The organism is Kitasatospora sp. UYEF31, assembly GCF_057291755.1.
Genome location: NZ_JBXAWK010000019.1, coordinates 77,113 through 101,209, shown reverse-complemented (window position 1 = coordinate 101,209; position 24,097 = coordinate 77,113). Strand labels below are relative to the sequence as shown.

Here is a 24,097-nt window from a genome sequence, read left to right as displayed (position 1 = left end):
GGCTGCTGCTGAGCGTCGGTCACAAGATCAATCTACCGGCCAGGCAAGACCACTCCGCACCAGACCGCAGCTCACCGACCATCCAAAACAGTCACCTTTAAAGTAGGTACTTGCTGATGGGATCGCGCAAAAGAAACCATGGTGTCAACGCCCCGCCACCTGCGCAGGGGCGAACACCTTGGAGACCCCGTGAGCACGCACAAGAACACCCCGGTCATCGACGGCGGCGACTACACCACCACCGAGGTCATGGACCTCAACTTCAACAAGGGCGCCCTGGACAGCATCGTCCAGGTGAGCCTGGACCAGGGCATCGGTGTCGAGGTGATCGCTCCGATCAAGGCCCTCATCGACCGCCAGATCGCGGCCGGGCACGGGGCGGAGAACTTCGTCCGCATCACGGAGGGCATCAAGGCTGATGTCAAAGCGGGTCTGGGAAACCGCTCGGCGTAGCGGCGTAAAGTGGTACTCCAAGTGTGATCAACGCGGGGAGTGCCGCCGTGACCCTGTTGCACGTGTTCGACATGGACGGAACGCTGCTGCGCGGCAGCACCGCGAGCCTGGAGGGCCTGGCGTCGTTCGCCTATGAGGGCGACGACTTGTGGGAGGCCTACACGGCGGCGCGCCGGGCGGCGGGCGTGTGAAGGACGATCTGGGGCTGACGGTCCAGCACAGGGACGATCTGGGGCTGACGGTCCAGCACAAGGACAAGCCGCAACGGGTCGTCTCGCTGGTGCCGTCACTGACGGAGTCGATCGCGGCGACCGCCCCCGGCGTCCTCGTCGGCGCGACGGACTGGTGCTCGCATCCGGCGGACCTGGAGACGACCAGGGTCGGCGGTACGAAGAACCCGGACGTCGAGCGGATCATCGGGCTGGCCCCGGACCTCGTCGTCGCCAACGAGGAGGAGAACCGGGTGCCGGACCTGGACGCTCTGCGCGCGGCGGGGGTGCCGGTCTGGGTGACTCAGATCCGTACGGTGCCTGCGGCTTTCGCGTCGTTGCACCGGCTGCTCACCGTCGCGTGCGGGCTGGACCGGCCCGGGTGGCTCGACGAAGCCGAGGCAGCGTGGGCGGCCGTGACGCCGGGGGTAATCCGTACGGCCGTCGTTCCCGTCTGGCGAAAGCCCTGGATGGTCGTCGGCCGGGACACGTTCACGGGTGACGTCCTGGCCCGGCTCGGGATCGGGAATCTGTACGGGGAGCACCCTGAGCGCTATCCCAAGGTGCCGATCGGGGAACTGCGGGCGGCGGGGCCTGACCTGGTCGTCCTGCCGGATGAGCCCTATGCCTTCACGGCGGAGGACGGCCCTGAAGCCTTCCCCGGGATCGAGTGCGTGCTGGTGAGCGGGCGGCTGCTGACCTGGTACGGGCCATCCCTGGCTGACGCGCCGGGGCTGTTCGGTTAATGCTTTGCGGTGCCGCCGTACGAGCTTGGAATATGGCGGCATGAGACTTCCCCGCGCCCCGCGGCCTGTCCCTGCCGCAGACGGCGGACACCGACAACAGAACGCCACCTCACCGAAGGCCGCGAACCTGCCGCAGCGGTGACCGCCGCGTTGGTCGCGGGGCTGCTGGCCGCCGGCGGCGGTCTTGTCGGCCGGATCCTCACCGGACCGCGCGGCCAGCTGGTCACCGCGCTCACCTCCAGTGTGGTGATCGGAGTATTGGCGATCCTGCTGATCGTTTCCGGATGACACCATGGGCCCATGACGCTCAACGTTGAATCAGTCAGTCCCGGACAGGTGGAGGAAGCGGTCGCAGCAGCGGTGGACTGCCTCAAGGACGGCGGCGACGCCGACTGGACCGTACGGGCCGGGAGCCTGGCGTGGGACTGCCGGTTCACCGTGCAGCACGTGGCGAGTGAGCTGGCCGCCTACGCCGGGCAGTTGGCGGGCCGGGCGCAGCAGGGCTACGTCCCGTACGACCTCGTCATCGACAAGGACTCCGACCTCGAGGAGTTGCTGAGCGTCCTGACGACGACCGGCGCGCTGCTCTCCTCGGTCGTGCGTACGACTCCGGAGGGCGTGGTCGCGTGGCACCCGGCGGGGATGGCGGACGCCGGGGGGTTCGCGGCGATGGGTGTGGCCGAGGTCCTGGTGCACACGCACGACCTCGCCGAGGGCCTCGGTCTTGGGTGGGACCCGCCGCGCGGACTGTGCGCGGCCGTGCTGAACCGACTGTTCCCCGACGCGCCTGACACCGCGGAAGGTGTCGACCCGTGGCCGGTGCTGCTGTGGGCCACGGGCCGGGGTGAGCTGGACGGGCACAAACGGCTCACGGTGTGGCGCTGGCACAACTAGGGCTTGTTAGCGACAACGTTCGTACGGATTTCATCGTGGCCGCGCGCCGGAACCGCGACCGCTAACCTCTCCCAGTCGATCCACTGACGGTGGATCACTTATCGGGAGAGATCGCATGAGCACGACCGACCGAACCACGCTGCGGCGCGCCAAGGACAAGGGCCGCCACGACCGCGGCTCCCTGCTCGCCGTACTGAACGCCGGTTTCCTGTGCCACCTGGGTGTCGTCGTCGACGGGCATCCGATGGTCGTGCCGACGGTGTACGGAGTCTTCGGCGACGAGCTGCTCTTCCACGGTTCGGTGGCCTCCCGCAGTCTGGCCGCCGACCCGGCGGCGGTCGTGTGCGTCACGGTGACGCACGTGAACGCGCTGATCGTGGCCCGGTCGGTGTTCGAGCACTCGGTGCGGTACCGCAGTGCGATGGTCTACGGCGTGCCGCGGGTCGTGACCGACCCGGTAGAGAAGCTGGCCGGACTGCGGGCGATCACTGAGCGTGTGACACCGGGGCAGTGGGACTACGCCCGGCAGCCGATCCGCAAGGAACTGGCCGCGACCACGCTGCTGGCATTGTCGATCGACGAATCTTCGGTGAAGATCAGCGACGGCTGGCCGGACGATGAGGACGAGGACCGGGCGCTGGACGTGTGGGCCGGGGTGCTGCCGGTGGAGCAGGTGTGGGGGAGTCCTGTCCCTGATCCGGATCTGCGGGCAGGTATTGAGCTGCCGGAGCACTTGAAGCGGGGCTGATCCGCCGTACGGGGTGGACTTCCTCCGTACGGCCCACTCAATCCGCCGTTGTCGGTGCCCGCTGTTAATTTTCCAGCAACAACCACAGTGCGGTCACCACCACGCGTCGCCAAGGAACAGCCACCATGCGCATGATCTTCGTTAACCTTCCCGTCAAGAATGTCGCCAAGTCCCGCGAGTTCTTCGGCGCGCTGGGTTTCGGGTTCAACCCGGTGTTCTCCGACGCGACGACCGCGTGCATGATCGTCGACGAGAACATCTTCGTGATGCTCCTTGAGGAAGCCCGGTTCAAGGACTTCATCAACGGCGGGATCAGTGACGCCACGAAGGCGACCGAGGTGCTCACCGCCCTGTCCGCGGAGAGCCGCGCGGAGGTCGACGACACCCTCGCCAAGGCCCTCGCCGCCGGTGCCACCGCGTGGAAGCCGGTCATGGACATGGGCCCGATGTACGGCGCCAGTTTCCAGGACCTGGACGGCCACGTCTGGGAGTTGATGTACATGGACATGAGCCAGGCGCAGTAGAAGACGTGCCGTGCCCGCCCTCTTTGCGGGCGGGCACAGTGCTTTCATGATGCGGATGACATCCCCTCGACTTGAACCGCACTTCACCTTCCACGCTGATCACCTGTCGGTTCGCAGGGATCAACTCGGGGAGTGCCGCGATGTCAGCAAAGACGGTTGTACGGGGAGGCGCACGCATATCCGTGCCGGTGCTGGTCGTCCCGGCCGCACTGCTGATCCGGCCGGCCCTCCGTACGATCACGGTCGTCGGATCGTCGGAACGCCCCGACACCCGGCGCACCCTGTGGGCCGTGGCCACGGCGGCCGGCGCGGTCGCGCTGCACATCGGCGGCCAGGAGCGCGGCCTGACCGCCGGGCTGGTCATCGGCGCGGGAGTCGCCGTACTGATCGTCTCCGCCCCGAAACTGCTGCCCCGGGGAACCTTCCGGATGAAGCGCGGACTCCCGTCCGTGATCGTGCTGCGCGGCCTGGCCGGATCCGCGATGGTCGGCACGGAGGTGTTCATCCCCCTACTGCTCGTCCGCGAACGCGGCCTGTCGACCACGGCCGCGGGTTTCGCCCTCACCGCGGGGGCCCTCGCCTGGTTCGGCGGTTCCTGGTACCAGGGCCGACGCCCCGTCACAGCCGCACGCACGCGCTTGCTCCGCTTCGGCATGCTGCTGCTCCTGGCGGCCGTCGGCTCGGCCGCGCTGACCGTGTCCCAACAGATCCCAGTGTTCATCGGAATGGCGGGTTGAGCACTGAGCGGCCTGGGGATGGGTCTCATCTATCCCGTGTTGTCCACCCTGACGTTGGAACTGTCCAGGCCTGAGGAGCAGGGCGTCAACAGCTCTGCGCTGCAATTGGGGGAATCCTTGTTCACCACCACGGTGCTCGCACTGGGCGGAACGGTGTTCGCGGTGCTACTGAGCCACTCAGCCGACGCGGCCTATCTGACCAGCTTCGGCATCAGCGCGATGCTCGCCGCAGTCGGCTACGTCGTCGCCGGGCGGATCGAATGACCGGCGGGCGGGCCACTCCCCGGAGGTGAACCTTCAGACGTGGCCCGCCCGGTGGTCAGCCGAGCAGGCGCCGGCAGTCGGCCCAGGCGGGCTCACTCAGGAACGGCCTGAACCCGGTGAGCAGGTCCAGCACTCTTCCGCCCCACTGTTCGCGGGCCCGCGGGTTGATCCGCATGATGTCCAGTTCGTTGGCCGCCGTCAGCTCCGCGAAGTCGCGCAGCCGCTGGGGGGCCGGTTCGTACGACTCCCCGGTGAACCGGTCGCGGAAATCGGCGAGATCACCGTACGACGCCTTCCGGTCGCAACTGGCGTAGAAGTAGACCAGCGCTTCGGCCTCCTCGCCGATCGTGTCCTTGAGCACAGCGCGCTGCTCCAGCGGGAGCAGTGCGGTCCCGAAGCCGTCGGTTCCGTAGAACGCGTGGCAGACCCCGGCGGTGACCAACACCGGCCGGGCGCCCCAGGTTTCCAGGAGTCCGCCGGTGCGTTCGAGGTGGGCGAGCAGCGTGCCGCCGGGGTGTTCGATGCCCTCCGCGCCGTACCTGATGAGCAGTTCCCTCAACATGGTTCCCCCTTGTGTCTAGAGACATCGGCAGGCTGCCGTCCTATAGTCCCGCCAACGACACCAGGGGTGGAACATGGCCGACACAACCGGCAACAAGAAGCTGGTCGAGCAGTTCTGGCAGGACCTGTACGTACGGGACTTCGACAAGGTCGGGGCCTACTTCGCCGAGGACGGCCACTACACCGACGTCCCCGCACCCGGACCGGGCGCGACCGGCCCGCAGGCCATCGCGGCACGCCTGCGCCTCGGTCTGGACCAGCTGTCCGGATACGAGCACTTCCTCAAGAACATGGTGGCCGAGGGCGACCTCGTCATCACCGAGCACGCCGAGGAATGGCACTGGAAGACCGGCGAGAAGGTCCTGCTCCCGTTTGTGTCGGTGCACGAGTTCCGCGCGGGCAAGCTCATCCGCTGGCACGACTACTGGGACTTCAACACCCTGATGAACGCGGCCCCCGCGTGGTGGCTCGAACACATCGCCAAGGGTTACGTCTGAGCTGTGTACGGGGGCGGGGGTAGTGGTCTGATAGTGACCATGCCTCCGTCCCGTATCGCCGTAGCCGTCGACACCCCCGCCAGCGCCGGGCAGTTGTTCGACACGCTGACCGACTGGCCGCGCCACTCCGAGTGGATGTTCCTCACCTCGGCAACCGTCGAGACCGGCGACGGCCGCTCCGTCGGCACCCGCCTCGCGGCGTTCACCGGCGTGGGACGGCTCGGTTTCCTGGACACGATGGAGATCACCGAGTGGCAGGCGCCTTCACTGGTGACCGTCACCCACACAGGTCTTTTCGTACGGGGGACGGGCTTCTTCCGGATCACTCCCACGGCCGCTGGAAGCCGGATCATCTGGGCTGAGGAGTTGGAGCTCCCGCTCGGCGCGCTCGGCCGGTTCGGCTGGGTTTTTGTGAAACCCGTGGTCGCGTTGCTGCTCCGCAGGTCACTGCGCAGACTCGGTCAGGTCGCGACGGCTGCGACGACAGCCCGCAGATAGCTGTCGATCGCCAGCCGCTGGATCAGCCGGCTGACCGGAGTCCCGAGCCGGGCGTACCACGTCGCCATCTTCGAGAAGGCCGTCACCGCGAACCAGACGTCGCCGTCGGCGTCCCTGGACACCATGAACGCCTCTTCGCCGCACTCCGGGTGGCCGGGGAGCGTTCCGTACGCGAAGCCGACCCGGCCGGGCTCGTCGACCGACCACACGATGCGGCACGGGATCACCAGGTGCAGTGCTTTGGGGTGCGGAAAACGGATCTTCATCAGCACGGTGTCGCCCGGCGTGGTCGACGGTCCGGGGTAGAGCGCAAAACCGGACCCGCGCTGCGCACCCCAGCTCTGGACCGCGGCGCCCGCCCGTTCGAAGACCCGCTGCCCGTTCCCGAGCCGGATCCTGCGGTCCACATACGTGTAACCGGCCGACATCGGCCGGTCGAGCGTCGCTCCGACCTCGGGGTAGGTGGGCGCCGCGGCGCGCGCGGACCGGAATCGGCGCTGGAGATCACGTGGCACGGCTGAAACTGTAGGCCACCACAAGGACTGTGCGGTCCACAGCCCCCGTGGAATAACCCGGTGCAGCGTGCATGTTCCCCACATGTCCAGCCCACCGAGTACATGGAGTAACAGCAATGCGCGTCGAGATCTGGTCCGACATCGTCTGCCCGTGGTGTCAGGATTGACAAACATTAAAACCGCAGGTCACCCTACCTGTGTGGGTATACCTAGAGCACTCCTGATGACCCGTCTGTCCCGAGCTGACGAAGGCTTGACCTCCGCCGTTCACCATATGGAGACCGTGGAGGGGTTCTCTACCGCGCACGGCTTCGAAGTAGTCGCCCGAGTCCCCGACCTCCGCACACGAGGCGACCTCGACCTCTGGGAGCGCCCCTTGGTGTCTCCATGGCTGACCACCAAGAAGGACGAGTGGGATGTGATGGTCTGGCCAGCCATCGACCGAATAAGCCGGAAGGTCAAGCACATGGCCGGCTTCCTCGACTGGTGCAAAGACCACGGCAAGAAGATCTACGTAGCCGACAAGGGCTACGACCTCCTAGACCCCCTCGTTGGGTCGATCATCGTCTACGTCTTCACGGCACTGGCCGAAGGCGAACACGACAAGATCAAGGAGCGCTTCGCCGCCGGCCGTGCAAGCTCACTCAAAACGGGCAGGTGGATCGGCGGTCGCGTGCCGTACGGGTACATGCCCGTCACCACCTCTGACGGAGTGGTACGCCTGGAGATCGACCCTGAGACCGTGGGATACGTCCGCGAGGCGGTGGCGCGAGTCATCAGCGGCGAGCCGGTCACAAGCGTGTCCAAGGACTTCTCCGCGCGGCAAATACCTCCGGGATACGTCCGCACCGCTCAGAGGGACAAGAAGGACCCTGAGGCCCCGGACGTCGAGCTGAAGCCATGGCACAACACATCACTACGCAAATTACTTCAAAGCCGGGCGCTCCTCGGCGAACTGGTCTACAAGGGCACGGTGGTACGCGGCTCAGACGGGTTGCCGTTGAAGAGAGCGGAGCCACTGATCAGCCAGGGCGAGTATGGCGAACTTCAGAAGAGGTTCAACAAGATGGCCCCCCGGAGCAGGAAGACGAGCAACTTGCTTGGAATCCTCACCTGCGGCAACTGCGGCCGCAACCTCAACTCTGTCCGCTCCACCCATGAACTTAAGGCACGGCAGGTCACCTACTACAAGTTCCGTTGCTACGTCCCTGACCGGGTAACACAGTGCGGAGTTTTCGTTTTGGGCCTTGCCATCGAGGAGTACATCGAGGGCGCGCTCAAGGACCTGGTCGGCGACCTCCCCGAAGAGCGGCGGATCTTCATCGTGGGGGAGGACCACACAGAACGCATGGACTTCATCAAGAGCGCTCGGGCTGACCTGCTCGAAGACCGCGCTGCCGGGGTCTACGTCACCAAGAGCGAAGTCACAGAGTTCCAAGAGCGCATGGTCTCCTTGGGACAAGAACTGGTCCGTTTGGAAGCACTTCCACAGGTCGAGTCCGGATACGCATGGGAGAAGACCGGCAGGACCTACGCCGAACACTGGGATGCCGCAGAGTGGCCCGAGCGACGGAAGCTGCTGCTCAACCTCGGCGTCAAAATCGTGGTCCACTCCGAGAACAAGTGGGATGCAGACTTCAGCAAGCTGCGGGACCGCATCCGCGATGTGGTGGCCGCGACCTACGAAGAGTGAGGCCGGCCGCCCCCTAAATTGCGGATTGCAGGCCCCAGAAGTAGGCGATGCCCCGCCGAGAACCGGCGGGGCATCGAGTAGCGCGGGCAGGGGCTACGCAACGCCTTCGAGGAACTTGGCCCATGCCTCACGGGGGAAGCACAGAACAGGGCTGCTGCCCGGCTGCACCCTCTCAAGCTTGGTGTCACGGACGGGAACCACACTGTTCAGGTTGGTGGCGCAGTCCACGCAGTCCCCACCCTGCCCGTTGCTGTAGGTGCTCTTGTGGAACTTGGCTTGGCTCAGGTCGTACTCACGGGGGGTGGTGCTCATATCGGTAGTGCCTCCATCGCCTTACGAATCACGGCCACTGAGTGCTTGCGCGAGAGTGAACTCTCTACTAGCAAATCGTAGGTTAGGCCGAACTCGGCGACTAGTTGCGGAACCTCAATCAACTGCCCAGTGAAGCTGCCTTCGAGGTAGGCCACGGACGGGCCGTTAGGCAGTCCGAGGAGAGTGAGGCCGCCACCCATTGCGGCGTGCGCTCCAGCGACTAACGGCAACACCTGGACGCGGACATGCCGGTTTTCGCAGATGCTCAGGAGGCGTGAGAGCTGCGCTCGCCACACATCTGGGGCTCCCACCTGGCGCAGGAAAATCGCCTCGTCCAGCACAAAGGACAGGACCGGGGGGGCCTCGCGATGCAGTACCTCCTGACGCTCCAGCCGAGCGTGCACACGGACCTCAATTTCCTCGGCGGAGTCACGTGGCCGGCCTGCGGCCAAGATCTCGCGGGCGTATCCCTGTGTCTGAAGTAGGCCGGGCACGATGACCGAGTACTGCCGAATCGAAGTAGCCAGCTCCGACAGTTCGATGTACCGACGTACCCAGTCGGGGTAGCTGGCGACCTTGTCGACCAGACGCCACAGCTCCTCAAAGACACCAGCCAACCCAAAGGCGGCATCGAACGCTAGTGCGTTCTCTCGGCTTGGGGCAACGTGCCCACCTTCGATCTGAGCGACGCGGGACTGAGACATCAGGCCGGATTTGTCGCCGAGTTCGCTCTGCTTCCAGCCTGCTCGCAGGCGCATGCGTCTCAAGATCACACCAAACGTCTGCACTGGCCCATCGTGCTCGCCGTGCGTTTCCATACGCAGCGCCCCCACATTACGACTGAGAGTTAATGTCGTCAGTCCTTGGACTGTAGCGCCGTCGAGAGGAGTGTGGGTGTGAGAAGGAAACAAGACACCCCAGCTTGATGTGACGGAAGGCGTTCCGATGGGCAGCGCGCGGTACCTGGTGGACACCCGAGACGGGAGGATCGGCGAAGTCCTCTTTGAGAACAGGCAGTTCGTTCGCCTGCGTTCGCCTGAAGGCGGAGACGAGTGGGTGTGCGGGTACCTCGACTCACGGCCGGCCACGCCGGTTGAGCACATGACTTTCCTGGTGAGCGAGGCCGCTGCCGAGCAGCGCGGGGGGTCGGTAGCGTGCCCGCAAAAACTGACGTAGAACTCATGGGTCACCGCGCATCCATGACCGAGGCCTCCCGTCGTTCACACAGGAGTCCTACCCAGGGTCGGCGGGTATTGCTGGTCGCGTGGGGAGCTACCAGCGCGGACCTGGCCCTCGCCGAGTGGGCGGCGGCCAGGCAGGCGCAGGGTGCCGGACTTAGCGTGTTCTCGACAATTCGCAGCGTCGGCGGCTCCATCCGGGATGCCATGTTGTTCGCGCAGGCGTCGGCGCTCGCAGTGGAGAAGGGCTCTGACTACTTCCAATCGTGGTGGTTTGTGCCGCATGATGCGATTCACCCGGATGTGCTGGCTGCCGCGAGGCTGCGTAATTCTCGGGACCTCAGCTTTGCGGCTACCCGCCCCGACTACGCCAGTCCTCAGGCCCTTGCTGATCGGCAGGACGAGGCGATCTAACCCAAAGACTCCCGCCGGGGACAAACCGGCGGGGTGTGGCCGTTGGATCAGCACCGGTTCGGACAGGACGTGGACACCGCACCGTCCGTCCGGAGAAGCACGGCACGCTGGTCCGTCGTACGGGGACCTCGTGAACCCCCGTGCGGTGGCGAACGGCCACACAACTGCCTCGGTCGGTGTGCACTCCCACCCCGCCGGCCGGGGCACCTAATCGGCCCCGCCTGTGAGCTCCTGGTCGATCCCCACAGGCGGGGCGCACCACACCTAGTGATCTCTATCGAGGGAGCATCTGTGAGGTACATCCGTATTGCGGACGTGTTCACCCTGAGTTCAGGAGAGACGACCACCTGTCCGACCTGCGGACAACTGGTCGGGAAGAACGGCACCCCGAGGGGCACCCGAACGCCCCACCAGAACAAACAAGGCAAGCTATGCGCAGGCAGTAACGGATAGCGCCCAATAAAGAAGGCCCGAGCCCTAGTGGGCTCGGGCCTTTTCTGTGTTCGCAGGTGTTAGAGGACCGCGGGGAAGTTGTAGGCGTTGCCGTTCGGCCACGGCGTCGGACGGTCACCGGAGCGGAGAAGGTGGCGGATCTGCACGAAGTTTTTGGCGCCGCTATGGCTGAGCACCCGGCAGCCGTACGACGTGGTGGAGTAGATGCTTGGCGCAGTGCTGGAGGGGGTGACCGTTTTGATTTCGTCACTCCCAGCACTGACCACGGCAGAAGCGATGATGTGCTCGACATACGCGGCGTGGATTCTTCCGTCTGTCGGCGCCGGGAATTCGGGCAGCTGAGAGGCGGGCTCGCCGAGCTTGACCGGTTCCTCCCCGAGCATCTTCAAATCCGCCTCCGGGGCGGTGCAGACGATGCCGATGAGGGCGGCAGCTCCGCCGGGGAGGTCCAGGACGAATCCGAACTGCCCCTCGGGGGGGTAGCCCGCCTCGTCGATCGTCCGGACGGTGTGCCCAGCAGCCATTAGGGAGTCGATGAGAAGCTGATGGAACCTGGCAGGGCGCATGATGGGAGTCCTTCTCAGGGTCGGCCGACACGGGGTTCCAGGGTATCGAAGCGGCGGCGTCCACCAGCGGGACGCCATCAGTCACGGCGGCTAGCACCGCATCTCGCTGGGCAGACCGTGGCGCGCCGGCCGGGCCGCGACAGCCCAGTGATTCTCTCCCCCCGGAGTGGTCCTCATCGCTGGTGACATGGGGGGGCGGAGGGGGTTCCACGCAGTATCCGCAGATCAACGCAGGCGACGACGTCGTGGTGGAGATTCGAGACATCCCCCGCTCGTCCCTGCGTGCGGAGAGCGCCGACAAGTACGAGATCGTGGAGCAGAGCGTAAATTTTGACGCCCTACGCAGTGAGCGGAAGCAGCTCCAGGCCAGTCATACTGAGATCGACGCCTTGCTAGCCTCCGCGCAGGTCACGCAGTAGCTTCAGCACCTCCGCTACCCCTGAGTACCCCGCCTGGACCTACCGGGCGGGTGTTTGTGCGCGCGCCCCTTCGTGGTGGGGGTGTCGGCCGGGCTCTGTGCACTGGCTGATGGCAAGCTCACCTGACCCCCAGGAATTAATTAGTTAGCACGAGACTCCTTCAGGGGAGTCTCGGCAGCTGAGGTCCTCAGGTATATAACCCCTCACCTAATTTGTACGTGTCGGGAGCCGGTTCGGCCGACAAGATTCGCTCAGAAGAGACGTAGATCACAAGAAAGAGGCTCCGGAAAGGCTTGACGGGGCGAGGAAGAGGCCAATCAGGGCCTCAGAGAAGGCCGGCGGGAGGCCGCGGAGCCCTGGTCACGCAGAGTGAGTCGAGTTAGCCATACCTGTCCACGAAGGACGGAAGGCACTCCTTGTGGGTGCTCTTGAGATCGAACAGAGCATTACCCCCCATATGCACATGGATACAGACATCTATTAGAACATGAAATGCGCGCTAACTGATTCATCTATTAGTTAGCACGAGACGATTCAACAATCGGGTACCCATGGGAAATGCCTGCGGATATCTATTCGGCACACAGGAGTGCGAATAGGCGTACGTGCGTGGCAGGCATTCACGCCCGACACCTCTACCCATAGGCACGAGCACAACGGGCCACGTAGGGCCCTCACAGGCGAGGCGACGCGGCCCGTACGACATTCGGTCGCAGGCGTCAGACACGACCGGCGGTCGTCACCGTGGAGCACCCTTAGCACATAGGCAGCGGACCCGCGACATCAGGGTGACCATACACACTCCATACCAGATGTCACGAACACGCCTCACGCCGGGATCAAGAGAGCATTTGAACACGTTCAATGTCGACTATTGAACACGTTCAACATGTGACCTGCCTCACGTCAAAAGCATTACTTCATGTGTGGTATGACGCGGGTGCGCGGCGCGCGAACAGTGCGGACCCATGCATTCAAAGTTGGCATACAGGACGCTTGACCACCTGTGTTCAGAAGAGGAGTGTTCTCCCCGTCAGCACCGCAGCAACCGCCCGACAAGCGCCACTCAGTACCGGCCAGAGCGAACCGCTCGGCACTCAGGGAACGGCAGGCAAACGCAACGGGGTCCGGTAAGCGCGACCGACAGAGTGCCAGAAGCCGCTCACAAAGCGGCCTAAGGGAACTCCAGCTCATTGAGAACTAAATACCGAGAATCACCCGTAGCAACCACTACGAATGCCTCCGGATACTGCAAGGCAAATGCCATGCAAGCCCGGTAGACAGCGCCAACGTAAGCCGTGCCACTAGGTACGCCGTATCAGCCGCTGTAGGGGTTCATAGAGGCCGGTAGCGGGGCGAGTGATCGGAGAGTGTAGATAGCCGCTTAGAGGTGCCTTTACGGGCCGTGTGTGCGGGTCTCACTGAGTAGCTACACAAGCCGCTTTCGAACGTCTGGCAAGACGTGTCCGTTAATTGCATGACAACGGATGGATGACAAATGCGAAGACTGCCCAGACATTGCCCGGCAGTTCCCTTATGCAGAAACACGCCTTTCGGGGTGTGTCTGCCGCTAATAAGCGGTGCCGAATGAAGCTGGGGAGACATGAATATGAGCGTCCACTTTGACGAGATTCAAATCGAATTGGACCGCGCCATTCGGCGTGAGAATATGTGGGAAGAATGGTCCGAACTCAATCGAGCTGGGTACATAACGAGTGGCGATAGCATCCGCCCGAACGGTTACCCGCTTAGCCGCGTAATTTACGTAACCGTTAGCAGGTCCGGGAGAAATGCCTTCGTTGAATTTGCGAGTTACCAGACAGGAGAACCTTACGAAATTATGGTCCCTGTCGAGTCCTCCATTCCTTGGATGCAAGGTTAAGGAGAGTCCTAGGTCGGGTCCGTAAGGACGCCGTGCGCAGCAAAGCGGCCTAGGGCGCTAGGGATTCGATCGAGTCCCTCACAGAGGCACACAGACGCCTTTAAGGGGTGCGTGGTGGTTGACTTCAAAAAGCGCCAGTGTGAATTCGTCGTAACATCCTCCGGCGAGTGGGTTATGCACTGCCTGAATCGCGGGTACCGGGGGTACTTCGCGTCCTACTCGAATAACGGAATAACGAGTGGCGCATTCTGCGAAAGGTGCGCCATGGAAATGATGCGCTCCAATTCGGTTCGGGGCGATTTCTGGATCACGGAGTCCGAGGCAAACGCCATGGACTACGAGGGGTCCGTTACGTACGTCTGCCCCAACGGGTACAACGAATTCGCATGTGATGGGTTTTGCGGTCCGCACCAACATGGTGATGTCGGATTCACCGCAATGTTTATGAGCTAGTGGATTCAGTGGCGCACGGATATACACCGTGCGTTTGCTGTGGCCAATAGGTCAATCGGTAGGCATCACACTCAGGGAGAAAGCATGTCTGTAACCCTTTTCCGCGCCGACCGCATTACCCTTTCGGAAGATGTTTCCCGCTATATCCAGGACTATGCCGGATACTGTTTCGACCATGATGATGTGCGGGAATTGGCCGCTGAGAACGAGTGGGTGTCTGTAGGGGTTGTGGTAAGCGTCAACGGCCCCATTAACGACCCTGGCGACTACTGGTCCGGACATGAGTGTGAGTGGAACTTGGACGTCGTTAACTATGTGGCGGTCAAGTCCTTCTTTAAGCACGAGGCAAAGCCTAGCGATTGGGCGGAAGTTCGTGAAGGATTCTTCTACAACGCGGCGAACCCCGCGCTTGTGGCGCTTGTCCAGTCACTGGAGCACGCCATTAGTGACGGGGGATTGCGGGACTCTGAGGAGTACTCCGATAGGGAGTACGACACGGCCGTAAAGCTGATTGACAACTGCCACTCCCTCCCCGGTGGGGTTGACGCGGGGGATGTGATTTCCAATCACCCGGACGGGTATTTCGCATTCTCGTGCTCCGGCTGCGGCACGGAAGATGCTGACGAGGTTATCAAGAGTCTTGGTTACCGTGAGTGCGACTCTTGCGACGGATGGATAAAGACGGAGCATTCCCGTGCGGTTTGTTACGACTGCACAGACTCCTTTCGGGTGTCCGACGATTGCGAATGCATCCCGGTAATGGTTGATACCTACCGGCACGGCGGTCATGTCGTGACTGTGCCTGATCTCAACGCTACTTTGCAGGGTTGTGATACGTGCTACCCGGACGCTTACCCCTATGGAAAGTAGCGATGACTCTCACCCTGGATCATGTGGGGACGGTCGGAAAGTCGAGCAACCCATATTTCATGCGCGCTGGTCTTTATGGCCGTACGGCATGCGGAAAGCAAACTGCCCATGTGTGTGCACCGTTCAAATCTGACGCTGTTCTGACGGTCAAATGCGGGAGTTGTTGGCGAATACATGGGAAGGCCGCAAACGTTGCGGACTCTCTGTGTCAGCTCCTGCTGTTCTAAGAGTCTGCCGGGTAACGGCGGGGGCCTTCCTAAGGGACGGCCCTCCCCGTGGCCTTACAGGGTCACTCAGTGAATCAAGTAGAAGGCGAGAAAGTCATGACATGGGGTTACGAGCAAATTTCCCAGGCCATTAACGATGGTACGGATATGGTCGCAGATGAGTTCAATGCGGGAGACCGTGACACGGATTTGCTGAATCTCGTGGTGAATGCTGCCTTGCATCTCCTGAAGAACCCTGGCACATCGATGGAAGAAATCGTGAACGAGTGCTATAGCGAAAGCCTGGAAGAAATTCGTTCGTGGTGGAGCGACTGGGCCTAAGCACCACGATCAAGCGATGTTCAGCAGCTAGAAGGAGGATTACGCATGTCTGCCAGCAAGCTTGCGGACTGGTTCATCAGTACCGCTCTAGTCGTCAAGGATGGCGATCTCTACTCGGATCGCTTTGTGATTCTTGATGCGGAAAAGGCCGAGGTGAAGATACCCGCGCGGGTTTCGGAGGATGGTATTTACGAGCTGTTCAAGACTCGACCGGCGGTCAAGACGGGTAATCGCTTTCCCCCGTTGGCTGGGCACTTTCCGAAACACGGTTCGGACGGAGATCGGGTAAATGTGAGTGCGTGGACGTGCAATAACAGTGGCGTTCCCTATCGAGTGTGCGTCTCAGAGGGTGAGTACTTCGGAATCAATGAGGAGTGGATCTCTCGGCTGCCCAAGGGTTTCTATCTTATGAGGGTGAAGAGCCAGGAAATCCTGTCGATCGTTCGGGGGGCGGTCACCGTCGGTGGAATCCTTCCGATACGTGTCCATAGCGGGACGGCTGTACATGAGGCGATAGCAAAAAGCTCGTAGCGGCCTCTCTCGCTAGCTAGTGAGACACGGGAAACCCGTGCCTTGCCAGGTGGCGTGAGCGACCTTTCCGCAGTCGCCGAACACGTGCGGGACGGGATAAATCCGGATGAGTTCCCCGCGTGGGCACACCTTCACTTCCGTGCGATCTCCGAGAGTGAGGCACACGATCGGATTATGGGTGGCGACACGTACGGAGTTTATGCGGGCACCCATGTTTGGCGCCTTCTCCGCAGCAACTGAGGCAATTACACAGAGTTCGGTCAACCGCGACTCTATGCGACACGGGTGCGAGCTTTAAAGCGACGTAGAGACGCACCTGTTGCCTGTCAATGCCGTGGATGCAACGTATATATAGCCCTAGGCCGGGTCCGTAAGGACGCCGTACGCAGCAAAGCGACCTAGGGCACCGGGCGCTCAATCGAGCGCCTTACACGGCAGAAGAGACCATCTAGGGGATTCCATGTCCATGATGGACGAATACATAAACTTGGGCGACTACGTGGACGAGCGAGCGGACCACATTCGATCGCTGGCCGACGTATTCCAGATGCCTTACGAGTTGCTGAAACTCCTACAGGAGGTCGAGACCGCATGCGAGCGGTTCGCCAACCCGGATGCGTGCGAGGTCAAGTTCAATTCTCAGGCTCTCTACCGGTTCCGGCTGGATGAGTGGATTTCCAACCACAAGCCTGAGGGCTACAACGTCTGGACCATCGCAGTTGCAGGAAGCGAGCATCACGGCGGGGAGGACGAGCCGTACACCTTCGTTCTTAACGCTCATGAGTTCCGCGACGCCTACTCCAAGGCCCTTGCTCACCACATCCTCAACACGTGTGGCGACGACTCCGATTTGCTCATCGTTACGGGGCTGAGCCACAAAAACACCCCTGCTGTCGACTGTGGTTACCACTGGCAGGACTGCCGCTGATGACCGCCCCTGCCGAGATCCTCGCACTCATCGACAACTTCTTTGCGGGTTGGGATGAGCACCTCGTAAATCACTACCCGGGGTACCACCCCGAGCGCGAGATTTACGACGACGTTCCGTTTGACATGAACGATTTCAACGAGGCCGACACGGAACGCTCACACGACGCGAAGTTCCTGCTCGGCGAAATTCGCGAAATGCTCGCACCGAACCCCGCTAACGCCCTGAAAGAGGATATCAAGATGATTCCCGCAGTCACCCGATTCACAGGATGGCGCCAAGTGGGCGCCCGCAAGTTCCCCGTGCGGGAGATCGTGGAGCCCTCGCGTGAGGTCAACAACGAGGACCGCGTTAAGTGGGGGATTGCCGGGCTCGTTGCGTACTCGGAAGCATGCGGGGAGGGGATTGAGGAGGAAAACCCGGATTTGATTGTTCGTAACTTCCTGGTAGAGCTTCGCCACGTGTGCGACAAGTGGGGAGTTAATTTCGCAGAGCAGATCGAGTCTTCCGAAATGCACTACGCATACGAGAAAGAGGACGCCGAGTTGATCGCAAAGCACGAAGGGTACCCCAAGGCTGTTTAGCAGCAATCGCCCGTAAGGGCGTCCTAGCTGCTTAGGCGCGCAGCCCGTTCAAGTCGGGCCTAGGACACAGGGCGCTCAAATTGAGCACCCCAGAAGGGCAACAACTGTGATTGCGCGCACCTGGAACTACTGGGCCGTTCTCGTCCCGCTCGAAGACGGGACTTTTGCTCACGTCCTCGTATCTACACGGGGCCGTCCGGCGGACCGCCTCATTGAGGAGCACGCGGCGGACAATGCGAAGCGGATCGGGTTGTCTGAAATTGACTACAGCGAGCCGTGGATTATCAGAGGCCCGTATCTCACGTACACACATGCGCAATCAGTCGCGCTCTGACGTGATGTGAATTTGTTCTGCTCGTAAACGGATGCCGGAAGAATGGAAAGTTCAATGTTTGTGATGGTCAAAGGAGTGCGTCGGTTCGGGGAGTCTCGCCATTTCTTCGACTTCCCGAGACCCGAGGAACGCGTTCAGGCATACGCGCCCCGGTTCGAGGTGCTGTTCTCCGTGCTTCTCGAATGGAGCAAGGAAATTGACCACGAAATATGCGCCTTCGTGGAGTATGCGAACGACGAATCCTCACTCAAACTTCCGCAGGGGGGACGGCTCTCTCTGTCAAGAACTGACGATGAGATGTTTTGGCGACTCGACACGATGCCGGGCGGCTGGGTGAAGGTCGGTCAGTACTAGTCCGGTGATGTTTGGCGGCGGATTTCAGAAATGAAGTCCGTTGTCATGGGTCCCCGAACTGGAAGGCTGAACCGTGGCAAGAAAGGTAGTCGAAATGGTGACCTGTGACGCCTGTTTCAAGCGGGACGGTTCGGAGGTTCCCGCCACACGTGAGATGACGTTCCCTCATGGGTTGTCTGATCACGCCGTAGATCTGTGCGACATGCACGCCGAGCGGTTCGGCGGGATGCTCGCCGAGGCGTTCGGGCTCCCTGCTGACGCGGTCGAGAGCGAGCGGGAAAAGGGAGACGGAGACCAGGACTTCGCGGATTACTGCGAGCGGATCACGGACATCCGGAAGGCCCGAAAGGGCAAGGCGCTGGAGTTCGGCTCGCAGGCCGCCCGGGTTCAGTACCGGACGCACCTCGCACGGTTCGCGAAGGCTTCGGCTAAGGAGCGGGAGCACCTGGCCGAGTGGTGCGAGCAGCACGGCCACGACAGGGGTCTCACTGCCTCGCACGTCATGTTCCGTGGGTGGCTCCGCGACAATTTCCCGCAGATCTCCGAGCGGTACACGCCGGCCTGAGTACCTTGCGCGGGCGGGGGCTCCCTCCCGCTGGCCTCTTGGCACACGTCTGTGCCGACATAGGCGCTCAAGTAAGCATCAGCAACTAATTAGGGCAGAAGGTAGTCATGTCGATTGACGCTCAGTACGTGAAGTCCGTGCGCAAGCTCGCGGACATGCAGCCCACCGCTAAGACACTGAACGCATTCCGGGACATCCTTGTGTTGGCCAAACAACTCAAAGACGCCGACGCGGCCGAACGGCTCGCCATGCGGAATCTCGGCGAAGCCCTGAGCGAAACCCTTGAATCTCTCTCCGATTTGGACGCCCTCGGCCTCGGCGACTCCGATCTCTTGGAGTCGCTGGAGGGCCTCCAGGGCGGCTTGCCTGATGACGAGTTGGACGATATCGAAGAGATCTACTACGAGCTTGAGTCCAGCGCGGACGCACTGGGCATTTTGCTTGACGACGGAGCTTCACGCGATGAGTGCGATGAACTGTGGGACGCAACGGGCGGAGAACTGGACCGTCTTGCGGACGCCGTAGAGGTCCTGATCAAGCGAGCCAACTAAACCGATGAGATCTCCGGGCGGCGTTTCGGACGCCCGTCGCTTCACGACCGACCCGGGGAGCTAAACCGCGCGTGCACTGTCGTACGCGCGCACTCAGACGCTGTTGAGAACACAAAGGAGGGCCTTTCTATGTCCGCGTTCAAGCCCATGGCCTATGGCCCCATCGGGGCAGCCGTTCACGAAGCGATGCCGCACACGGAGGCCGACCCCATCGGAGTGTTCGCGGCGGTCCTGGCGCTGTTCTCGTCGGCAATCAATGGTCATGTGATGTACGAGAGCGGGCGACCCGTCGTCGTCTGGACGGTCCTTGCGGGAGCCTCCTCGGTGGGCCGCAAGGGTTACGCGCTCAACACCGCAGAGAGGATCGTGCGGACGGGAATCGGGAAGTTCCTGGCCGCTCGTAGGACTGCCAATCTTTCCAGCGGGCCAAGCCTCGTCAACCACCTCTACACGCTCGAACAGGAAACGTTGACCCATGAAAATGGGGTCGACGGCCGGGCTGTGATCGTGGAGGACGAGTGGACGTCGACGCTGAAGCGCTCGCGGCGGTGCCCGACGTTCACCACTCAGCTACGGCAGGCATGGGAAGGACGGGAGATCCGGAACGTCACCAAGTTGGAGAGTCAGGAGATCGGCACGCCACTGCTCGGCTTCCATGCGCACATCACTCCTGGCGAGTGGGCCGAGTACGTACGCCCGAGCGATGCGCTCGGCGGAAGTTTCAACCGCCTCCTGCCCGTTATGGTGCAGCGCTCGAAGTACCTCCGGGGCAACCCCACACACTTTATTGAGGGGTCCAAGGATCTCCTGACGGCGTACCAGTGGGCCACGGAAAAGCCTCGGATCATGCGCATGAGCGGAGAGGCGGAAGACCGGCACTTTGAACTCCGTATGGAGATCGACCAACGCATTGAACTTATGCCTGAGCTGCTGTCCAGCTTCATGGAGCGGAGCGCCGAGCAGGTCATCCGCGTGGCCGCTGTCCTGACTGCGGCCGAGTGCCGGACTGAGATTTCACTAGAGGCCGTAGAGGCTGCCTGGGCCTTCGTCTCGTACTCCATGGCATCGGTCGAGCAGCTCGTCAACGATGCAGCCTCGAAGAGCGTTAGCACGCGCACGGTCAAGCCCGCCGAGGACATCATCCGAGACACCCTCGACAAGTACGACGGTCCCGTGAGCGCAACATTTATCGTCCGGGCGATGGGCTCCAGGGGAAACCTCGCTCTCCTGATGGAGACGATCGAGCACATGGACGACGTAGAGGCTTTCGTCCGGGAGGTGCCAGGGAAACGCGGTCCGAAGCCTACGTACTTCCGGTACATCGAGAACGCCTCCACGCCAGCGGAACCGGACGACGAAACGGCCAGCGGAAACCCGGAGCCTAAGGTGGTCCAGGTGCGATCCGTACCTCGCGCCCGCAAGGTCGAGCCGAAGCCTGAACCGGTCCCAACTCCCGCATCTACGGCGCCGTCCCAGAAGCCGACCGCAAAGAAGGCCGCAGCGAAAAAGGTCCCGGTTGAGCTGACCCCTGTCCCCGCGCGCGCGGTTCCTTGCCCCTTCTGTGGAGCTGAGGAAGACGCCCCGTGCATGAGTCACAGCGGAACTCGCGTAATGCGTAGCAACGTCCACCAGCCGCGAACGGCGGCGTTCAACGCGTCCGTGTCCGAGGCTTGCGCTAGGACTCAGCCCAAAGCTACTTCCGCCAAGCTCCCTGCCAAGAAGGTGCCCGCAACGAACCCCTTCGCGGCCCTCATTTGAGCAAGATGCCCAGAAACAGAGAAAGCCCCACCTCCAGATCTGGAGGTGGGGCTTTTTTGTTTTGTCCCAACAATCAATTAGTTAACACGGGCTCTCTCATTTAACCCAAGCGGCATCTCACCTCCGCTTAGCTGGTGGGGTGGCGGAACACGGTAGCCGTGCCCTCGTCCAAGTCGAGGCTCACAAGCTCGACCACCTCAGGCGCCACTGGGGCGACCTGGACTCGCTGATGAAGCTCTGCCTGTCGGAGGGTCGCGAGGTCCCACGGAGCGGACTCGTTCAGTGCCTCCTCAGTCTTCCGGTCCTCTGTCCGCTGGGCGACCTCGCCCACACTTAGTAGTGCGGCAGAGGCTGCGATGATGACTTCCCACGGGACATTTGGGTACGTGACCAGAAGCCACGGGGTCAGTGCTGCGAGAGCGGCGAGGATACGGACTACGTGAGCGCGGAAAAGGGTCATGATGCATCACTTTCGTTGAGCGAAACCGCCTTGCTAGGTACGGTGGTTGGCTTGGCGTCGGGCACAAGCACGACAGGCTTGACCGCGGTCTTCGGCTTCGCCTTGATCCGGGCCTTGAGTGCGGCTAGCTCCTTCTCCAGGGCGTCAAGGCGCTTGTCCTGCTGAAAATCTTTCGCCGAGGTCAATACGCGCGCGGGGTCGATCTTGGTCGGCTTCGGCTTGGCGTGCTTGGGCACGTAGGGCTTGGTCGGCACGGGCTTCGGAGCAGCCTTAGGGACTGCCTTCGGCTTCACCGCAGAACCTCCGAGGTTCAGCTTCTGGCCGGCGAGGATCAGGTTCTGATTGGCGACCTGGGGGTTGAGCCCCAGGAGACGGACGAGGGAAAGGCCGTGGGCACGGGCGATGCCGGAAAGGGTGTCTCCCGAGCGGATGACATATTCTCCTGTGGTCGCCGATCGGTGAGTCGGGTCCTTTGCGTCCTCACCGTCAACCACGCCGGTCGGCGGCACACCTTCCGCCAGTTCGGCCACGATGTCCGCCGCGGCCTCCTCGTACTTCGCAGGCTCCTTCGGGTGTGCGGACCGCTGGATCTTGTCCGACGCCTCCCAGAGGGGGAGTCGCTCCCAGCCGCTGATCTTCTCCAACTCGCGGTAGAACTTCGAGACGCTGACACGCACGTCCAGGCGCTCATTCGCCGGACCCCACCACGCGTTCCCCGGGCCGGGACGCTGCTGGAGGATGCCGAGGGAATCGGAGTCTCCGTAGGTCAGGTTCCTCATGCCGGACTCCTGGAGTCCGGTAGCGATGGCGATGACCGCGGCGCGGTCCCCTAGGCCGGCCTTTCGTGCCTCCTCGATGAACGTCTTTGCGTTCGCCTTCTGTTCACTCGTCCACGGCCACGGCTTCTGGATTCCCACGACAGGAACGGTAGTCGGGTCTGCATTCGTGGGCGGGGTCGGCTTGGTCTCAGGCTTCACAGGGACCGGCTTCGCAGCCGGTGGGACGTTGATCTCCTGACCCTCCGAGACCTTGTCGGGATTCTTGATCTGAGGGTTCACCGCCAGGAGCGCGGCGAGTGAAACACCCAGGAGCGCGGCAATACCGCTGAGGGTCTGTCCACGGCTGATGCGGTACTTCCCGCCGGAAACGGGCGGGGTGACCGTACCTGCACCGGTGTAAGCCGGGCGGCAGTACCCGTAGGGCCGGGACATCGGCACCCACTTCAGGTAGACCCCGTCGCCGTTCGCAGCCCCCGAGTTGTTGGTGTTGCCACCGATGGTCTGGATGCGCCGGCCCGCGGGGTCGACGGCCACGCAAAGTTCAACGTGCGTGGCGCCGTTGGCGCCGAACATGACCAGGTCGCCAGGCTTGGGATTCGAGGTGTAGAAGCGCCCACGGGCCTTGTACCAACTCGTGCACTCCGCACAGGAGGCGGTCTTAGGGATGACGTCGGAGTTGCCCGACTTGTAGGCAAGCCAGGACTGGAACGACTGGCACCACGGGTACCCGTAGCCTTCCGCCGGATAGCCGGGAATCTTGCCGAACCAGTGGTTGTATTTGGTGTCGTTAGACGGGCCTTCGCGGTAGCCGACCTCAGGTCGAGAGGCGTTAATCATTGACGCAGCGGTATTCGCCACGGTCCCTCCTCGGGGTATACGAAAGGCCCCGGCAACTGCCGCGGGGCCTCATAGTGTTTGGTTACTCGGGCCTCTTCGCGGTCGTTATCGGGACGATGCCGTTCGCCTTGAGCTGGTACGCGTAGTCCGCGCTCACCGAGCGGTAATACTCCACCAGCTCCTGAAGCTCATGGACGGTCTCTTGCAGCTCCGCGCGCCACTCGGCCAAGTCTTGGATGTGCTGCGACCGGGCTTTGTTGAATCCGTCTCGGCGAACCTGTAGCGCTCGTGCCACGGCTAGAGCGGAGGTGGCGATACCTCCACCGATGATGGTTATAAGAAGTTCAATAGCCACTGCGACACCTCTGCGCTGAAGAAATTAAATGCGATTTACCCAAATGCGGATATGGCTGTGATGTTGATGTAGAGCTCAGTAAGACTGCTCGTTCTGGTGCCCATATTCCATCGGAACACCGCCGCGTTGATAACAGTGGGCGTTTCTGGCTGAGAGATAAGCGTGTAACTTCCGTTAAGGTACTGGGTCGCACTGTTTTCATACGGGGCGCCAGCTCCGGCGCCACAGCTCCTGTCAGAAAATGCGCCAGTAGAGGATGAGATCAGTCCGGAGTTTGCCCAGGGAGGCGCTACGGGGGTCGCATCACCAGCAAAGAAGCGACCCCCAAAGTCAACTAGAAGCAGCCTCTTTCTACTCGTTGCTGGTACGGTCAAAGTCAGGGCAGGGATATTGGTGAGGCCATCCGCCGAAAATCGGAAATCAGCACACGTAGTGCCGTAAATTGCCGGATCATTTTTAAGCTGCGAAGCTACGGAATCAACCCTCGCACTTACGGCAGCTACGGTATTAGTCGTGCGACTAAGGTCCGTACCGATCTGCTCGACAACACTGACCAATTCTTTAAAGTTTGCATGAACGGCCTCGCCGTTATCCTTGATCTCTTTGTTCATTTTGACTGCTGAGACA

At 62.2% G+C, this 24,097-nt stretch carries 31 protein-coding genes; 23 read left to right on the top strand and 8 right to left on the bottom strand.

Translation table 11 applies throughout. From position 1 onward, the window contains the following. Positions 1-189 precede the first annotated feature (189 nt). From AC0Z36_RS12520 to AC0Z36_RS12480, 9 genes are all read left to right on the top strand, one after another. Positions 190-453 (top strand): imine reductase family protein, encoded by a 264-nt coding sequence (locus AC0Z36_RS12520; RefSeq protein WP_485462883.1) that lies wholly within the window; start codon positions 190-192, stop codon positions 451-453. Between the two features lie 47 nt (positions 454-500). Then, positions 501-644: a hypothetical protein gene (locus tag AC0Z36_RS12515; protein ID WP_485462882.1), complete on the top strand. Its 144-nt coding sequence runs from the start codon at positions 501-503 to the stop codon at positions 642-644. 44 nt (positions 645-688) lie between these two features. Next, a complete protein-coding gene (locus tag AC0Z36_RS12510) occupies positions 689-1,408 on the top strand; it encodes a helical backbone metal receptor (RefSeq protein ID WP_485462886.1) in 720 nt (239 codons plus the stop codon). Between the two features lie 138 nt (positions 1,409-1,546). Next, positions 1,547-1,696, top strand: a complete 150-nt coding sequence (locus AC0Z36_RS12505; RefSeq protein WP_485462881.1) for a hypothetical protein — start codon at positions 1,547-1,549, stop codon at positions 1,694-1,696. A 12-nt stretch (positions 1,697-1,708) separates the two neighbouring features. After that, entirely contained in the window at positions 1,709-2,302 is a 594-nt protein-coding gene (locus AC0Z36_RS12500) for a maleylpyruvate isomerase N-terminal domain-containing protein (protein WP_485462880.1), read from the top strand. A 115-nt stretch (positions 2,303-2,417) separates the two neighbouring features. Further along, entirely contained in the window at positions 2,418-3,050 is a 633-nt protein-coding gene (locus tag AC0Z36_RS12495; RefSeq protein ID WP_485462879.1) for a pyridoxamine 5'-phosphate oxidase family protein, read from the top strand. Positions 3,051-3,181: 131 nt separating this feature from the next. Continuing rightward, complete coding sequence (locus tag AC0Z36_RS12490; RefSeq protein ID WP_485462878.1) at positions 3,182-3,574, top strand: VOC family protein; 393 nt, start codon at positions 3,182-3,184, stop codon at positions 3,572-3,574. 140 nt (positions 3,575-3,714) lie between these two features. After that, positions 3,715-4,311, top strand: a complete 597-nt coding sequence (locus AC0Z36_RS12485) for a hypothetical protein (protein ID WP_485462877.1) — start codon at positions 3,715-3,717, stop codon at positions 4,309-4,311. Between the two features lie 36 nt (positions 4,312-4,347). Further along, positions 4,348-4,575: a hypothetical protein gene (locus AC0Z36_RS12480; protein ID WP_485462876.1), complete on the top strand. Its 228-nt coding sequence runs from the start codon at positions 4,348-4,350 to the stop codon at positions 4,573-4,575. Positions 4,576-4,630: 55 nt separating this feature from the next. On the opposite strand, the gene AC0Z36_RS12475 is transcribed toward AC0Z36_RS12480, so the two are convergent. Further along, entirely contained in the window at positions 4,631-5,137 is a 507-nt protein-coding gene (locus tag AC0Z36_RS12475) for a DUF6817 domain-containing protein (protein WP_485462875.1), read from the bottom strand. Positions 5,138-5,210: 73 nt separating this feature from the next. Here AC0Z36_RS12475 and AC0Z36_RS12470 point away from each other — a divergent pair, with 73 nt between their 5' ends. Together AC0Z36_RS12470 and AC0Z36_RS12465 are read left to right on the top strand one after the other, a co-directional pair. Beyond that, positions 5,211-5,633: a nuclear transport factor 2 family protein gene (locus tag AC0Z36_RS12470; protein ID WP_485462874.1), complete on the top strand. Its 423-nt coding sequence runs from the start codon at positions 5,211-5,213 to the stop codon at positions 5,631-5,633. Positions 5,634-5,672: 39 nt separating this feature from the next. Then, on the top strand, positions 5,673-6,131 hold the full coding sequence (locus tag AC0Z36_RS12465) for an SRPBCC family protein (RefSeq protein WP_485462873.1): 459 nt from the start codon (positions 5,673-5,675) through the stop codon (positions 6,129-6,131). On the opposite strand, the gene AC0Z36_RS12460 is transcribed toward AC0Z36_RS12465, so the two are convergent. After that, a complete protein-coding gene (locus AC0Z36_RS12460) occupies positions 6,095-6,646 on the bottom strand; it encodes a DUF1990 domain-containing protein (protein ID WP_485462872.1) in 552 nt (183 codons plus the stop codon). The two genes, AC0Z36_RS12465 and AC0Z36_RS12460, sit on opposite strands and share 37 nt — an antisense overlap. A gap of 82 nt (positions 6,647-6,728) precedes the next feature. On the opposite strand from AC0Z36_RS12460, the gene AC0Z36_RS12455 reads away from it, so the two are divergent. After that, the gene (locus tag AC0Z36_RS12455) at positions 6,729-8,339 is read left to right on the top strand and encodes a recombinase family protein (RefSeq protein WP_485462871.1); all 1,611 of its coding nucleotides are present in this window, start codon (positions 6,729-6,731) and stop codon (positions 8,337-8,339) included. Positions 8,340-8,432: 93 nt separating this feature from the next. Here AC0Z36_RS12455 and AC0Z36_RS12450 read toward each other — a convergent pair whose 3' ends face one another. Together AC0Z36_RS12450 and AC0Z36_RS12445 are read right to left on the bottom strand one after the other, a co-directional pair. Beyond that, positions 8,433-8,651, bottom strand: coding sequence for a DUF397 domain-containing protein (locus tag AC0Z36_RS12450; RefSeq protein WP_485462870.1), 219 nt, complete (start codon positions 8,649-8,651; stop codon positions 8,433-8,435). Continuing rightward, positions 8,648-9,469 (bottom strand): helix-turn-helix domain-containing protein, encoded by an 822-nt coding sequence (locus tag AC0Z36_RS12445; protein ID WP_485462869.1) that lies wholly within the window; start codon positions 9,467-9,469, stop codon positions 8,648-8,650. The genes AC0Z36_RS12450 and AC0Z36_RS12445 overlap by 4 nt, the downstream gene beginning before the upstream one ends. A gap of 522 nt (positions 9,470-9,991) precedes the next feature. Between AC0Z36_RS12445 and AC0Z36_RS12440 the strand changes: the two genes are divergently transcribed. Then, positions 9,992-10,243 carry a hypothetical protein gene (locus AC0Z36_RS12440; protein ID WP_485462868.1) on the top strand — a complete coding sequence of 84 codons (252 nt, stop codon included), beginning with the start codon at positions 9,992-9,994 and terminating at the stop codon, positions 10,241-10,243. A gap of 512 nt (positions 10,244-10,755) precedes the next feature. Here the strand turns inward: AC0Z36_RS12440 and AC0Z36_RS12435 are convergent. Beyond that, entirely contained in the window at positions 10,756-11,220 is a 465-nt protein-coding gene (locus tag AC0Z36_RS12435; RefSeq protein ID WP_485462867.1) for a hypothetical protein, read from the bottom strand. 287 nt (positions 11,221-11,507) lie between these two features. On the opposite strand from AC0Z36_RS12435, the gene AC0Z36_RS12430 reads away from it, so the two are divergent. From AC0Z36_RS12430 to AC0Z36_RS12385, 10 genes are all read left to right on the top strand, one after another. Then, positions 11,508-11,681, top strand: coding sequence for a hypothetical protein (locus AC0Z36_RS12430; RefSeq protein ID WP_485462866.1), 174 nt, complete (start codon positions 11,508-11,510; stop codon positions 11,679-11,681). Between the two features lie 2,419 nt (positions 11,682-14,100). Further along, complete coding sequence (locus tag AC0Z36_RS12425) at positions 14,101-14,886, top strand: hypothetical protein (RefSeq protein WP_485462865.1); 786 nt, start codon at positions 14,101-14,103, stop codon at positions 14,884-14,886. A 296-nt stretch (positions 14,887-15,182) separates the two neighbouring features. Beyond that, positions 15,183-15,434, top strand: a complete 252-nt coding sequence (locus AC0Z36_RS12420; protein ID WP_485462864.1) for a hypothetical protein — start codon at positions 15,183-15,185, stop codon at positions 15,432-15,434. Between the two features lie 45 nt (positions 15,435-15,479). Continuing rightward, positions 15,480-15,965, top strand: a complete 486-nt coding sequence (locus AC0Z36_RS12415; RefSeq protein WP_485462863.1) for a hypothetical protein — start codon at positions 15,480-15,482, stop codon at positions 15,963-15,965. 460 nt (positions 15,966-16,425) lie between these two features. Beyond that, positions 16,426-16,893 carry a hypothetical protein gene (locus AC0Z36_RS12410; protein ID WP_485462862.1) on the top strand — a complete coding sequence of 156 codons (468 nt, stop codon included), beginning with the start codon at positions 16,426-16,428 and terminating at the stop codon, positions 16,891-16,893. Then, on the top strand, positions 16,893-17,477 hold the full coding sequence (locus AC0Z36_RS12405) for a hypothetical protein (RefSeq protein ID WP_485462861.1): 585 nt from the start codon (positions 16,893-16,895) through the stop codon (positions 17,475-17,477). Before AC0Z36_RS12410 ends, AC0Z36_RS12405 begins: the two co-directional genes overlap by 1 nt. Before the next feature lie 388 nt (positions 17,478-17,865). Next, positions 17,866-18,165 (top strand): hypothetical protein, encoded by a 300-nt coding sequence (locus AC0Z36_RS12400; RefSeq protein WP_485462860.1) that lies wholly within the window; start codon positions 17,866-17,868, stop codon positions 18,163-18,165. Between the two features lie 172 nt (positions 18,166-18,337). Next, the gene (locus AC0Z36_RS12395) at positions 18,338-18,730 is read left to right on the top strand and encodes a hypothetical protein (RefSeq protein ID WP_485462859.1); all 393 of its coding nucleotides are present in this window, start codon (positions 18,338-18,340) and stop codon (positions 18,728-18,730) included. A gap of 107 nt (positions 18,731-18,837) precedes the next feature. Next, entirely contained in the window at positions 18,838-19,281 is a 444-nt protein-coding gene (locus AC0Z36_RS12390) for a hypothetical protein (RefSeq protein ID WP_485462858.1), read from the top strand. 129 nt (positions 19,282-19,410) lie between these two features. Beyond that, complete coding sequence (locus AC0Z36_RS12385; RefSeq protein WP_485462857.1) at positions 19,411-21,039, top strand: DUF3987 domain-containing protein; 1,629 nt, start codon at positions 19,411-19,413, stop codon at positions 21,037-21,039. 456 nt (positions 21,040-21,495) lie between these two features. Here the strand turns inward: AC0Z36_RS12385 and AC0Z36_RS12380 are convergent, their stop codons facing one another. The 3 genes from AC0Z36_RS12380 to AC0Z36_RS12370 all read right to left on the bottom strand — a co-directional run bounded on the left by AC0Z36_RS12380 (position 21,496) and on the right by AC0Z36_RS12370 (position 24,081). After that, complete coding sequence (locus AC0Z36_RS12380) at positions 21,496-23,115, bottom strand: LysM peptidoglycan-binding domain-containing protein (RefSeq protein WP_485462856.1); 1,620 nt, start codon at positions 23,113-23,115, stop codon at positions 21,496-21,498. A gap of 82 nt (positions 23,116-23,197) precedes the next feature. After that, a complete protein-coding gene (locus AC0Z36_RS12375) occupies positions 23,198-23,470 on the bottom strand; it encodes a hypothetical protein (RefSeq protein WP_485462855.1) in 273 nt (90 codons plus the stop codon). A gap of 35 nt (positions 23,471-23,505) precedes the next feature. Next, entirely contained in the window at positions 23,506-24,081 is a 576-nt protein-coding gene (locus AC0Z36_RS12370; protein ID WP_485462854.1) for a hypothetical protein, read from the bottom strand. Between the last annotated feature and the right edge of the window lie 16 nt (positions 24,082-24,097).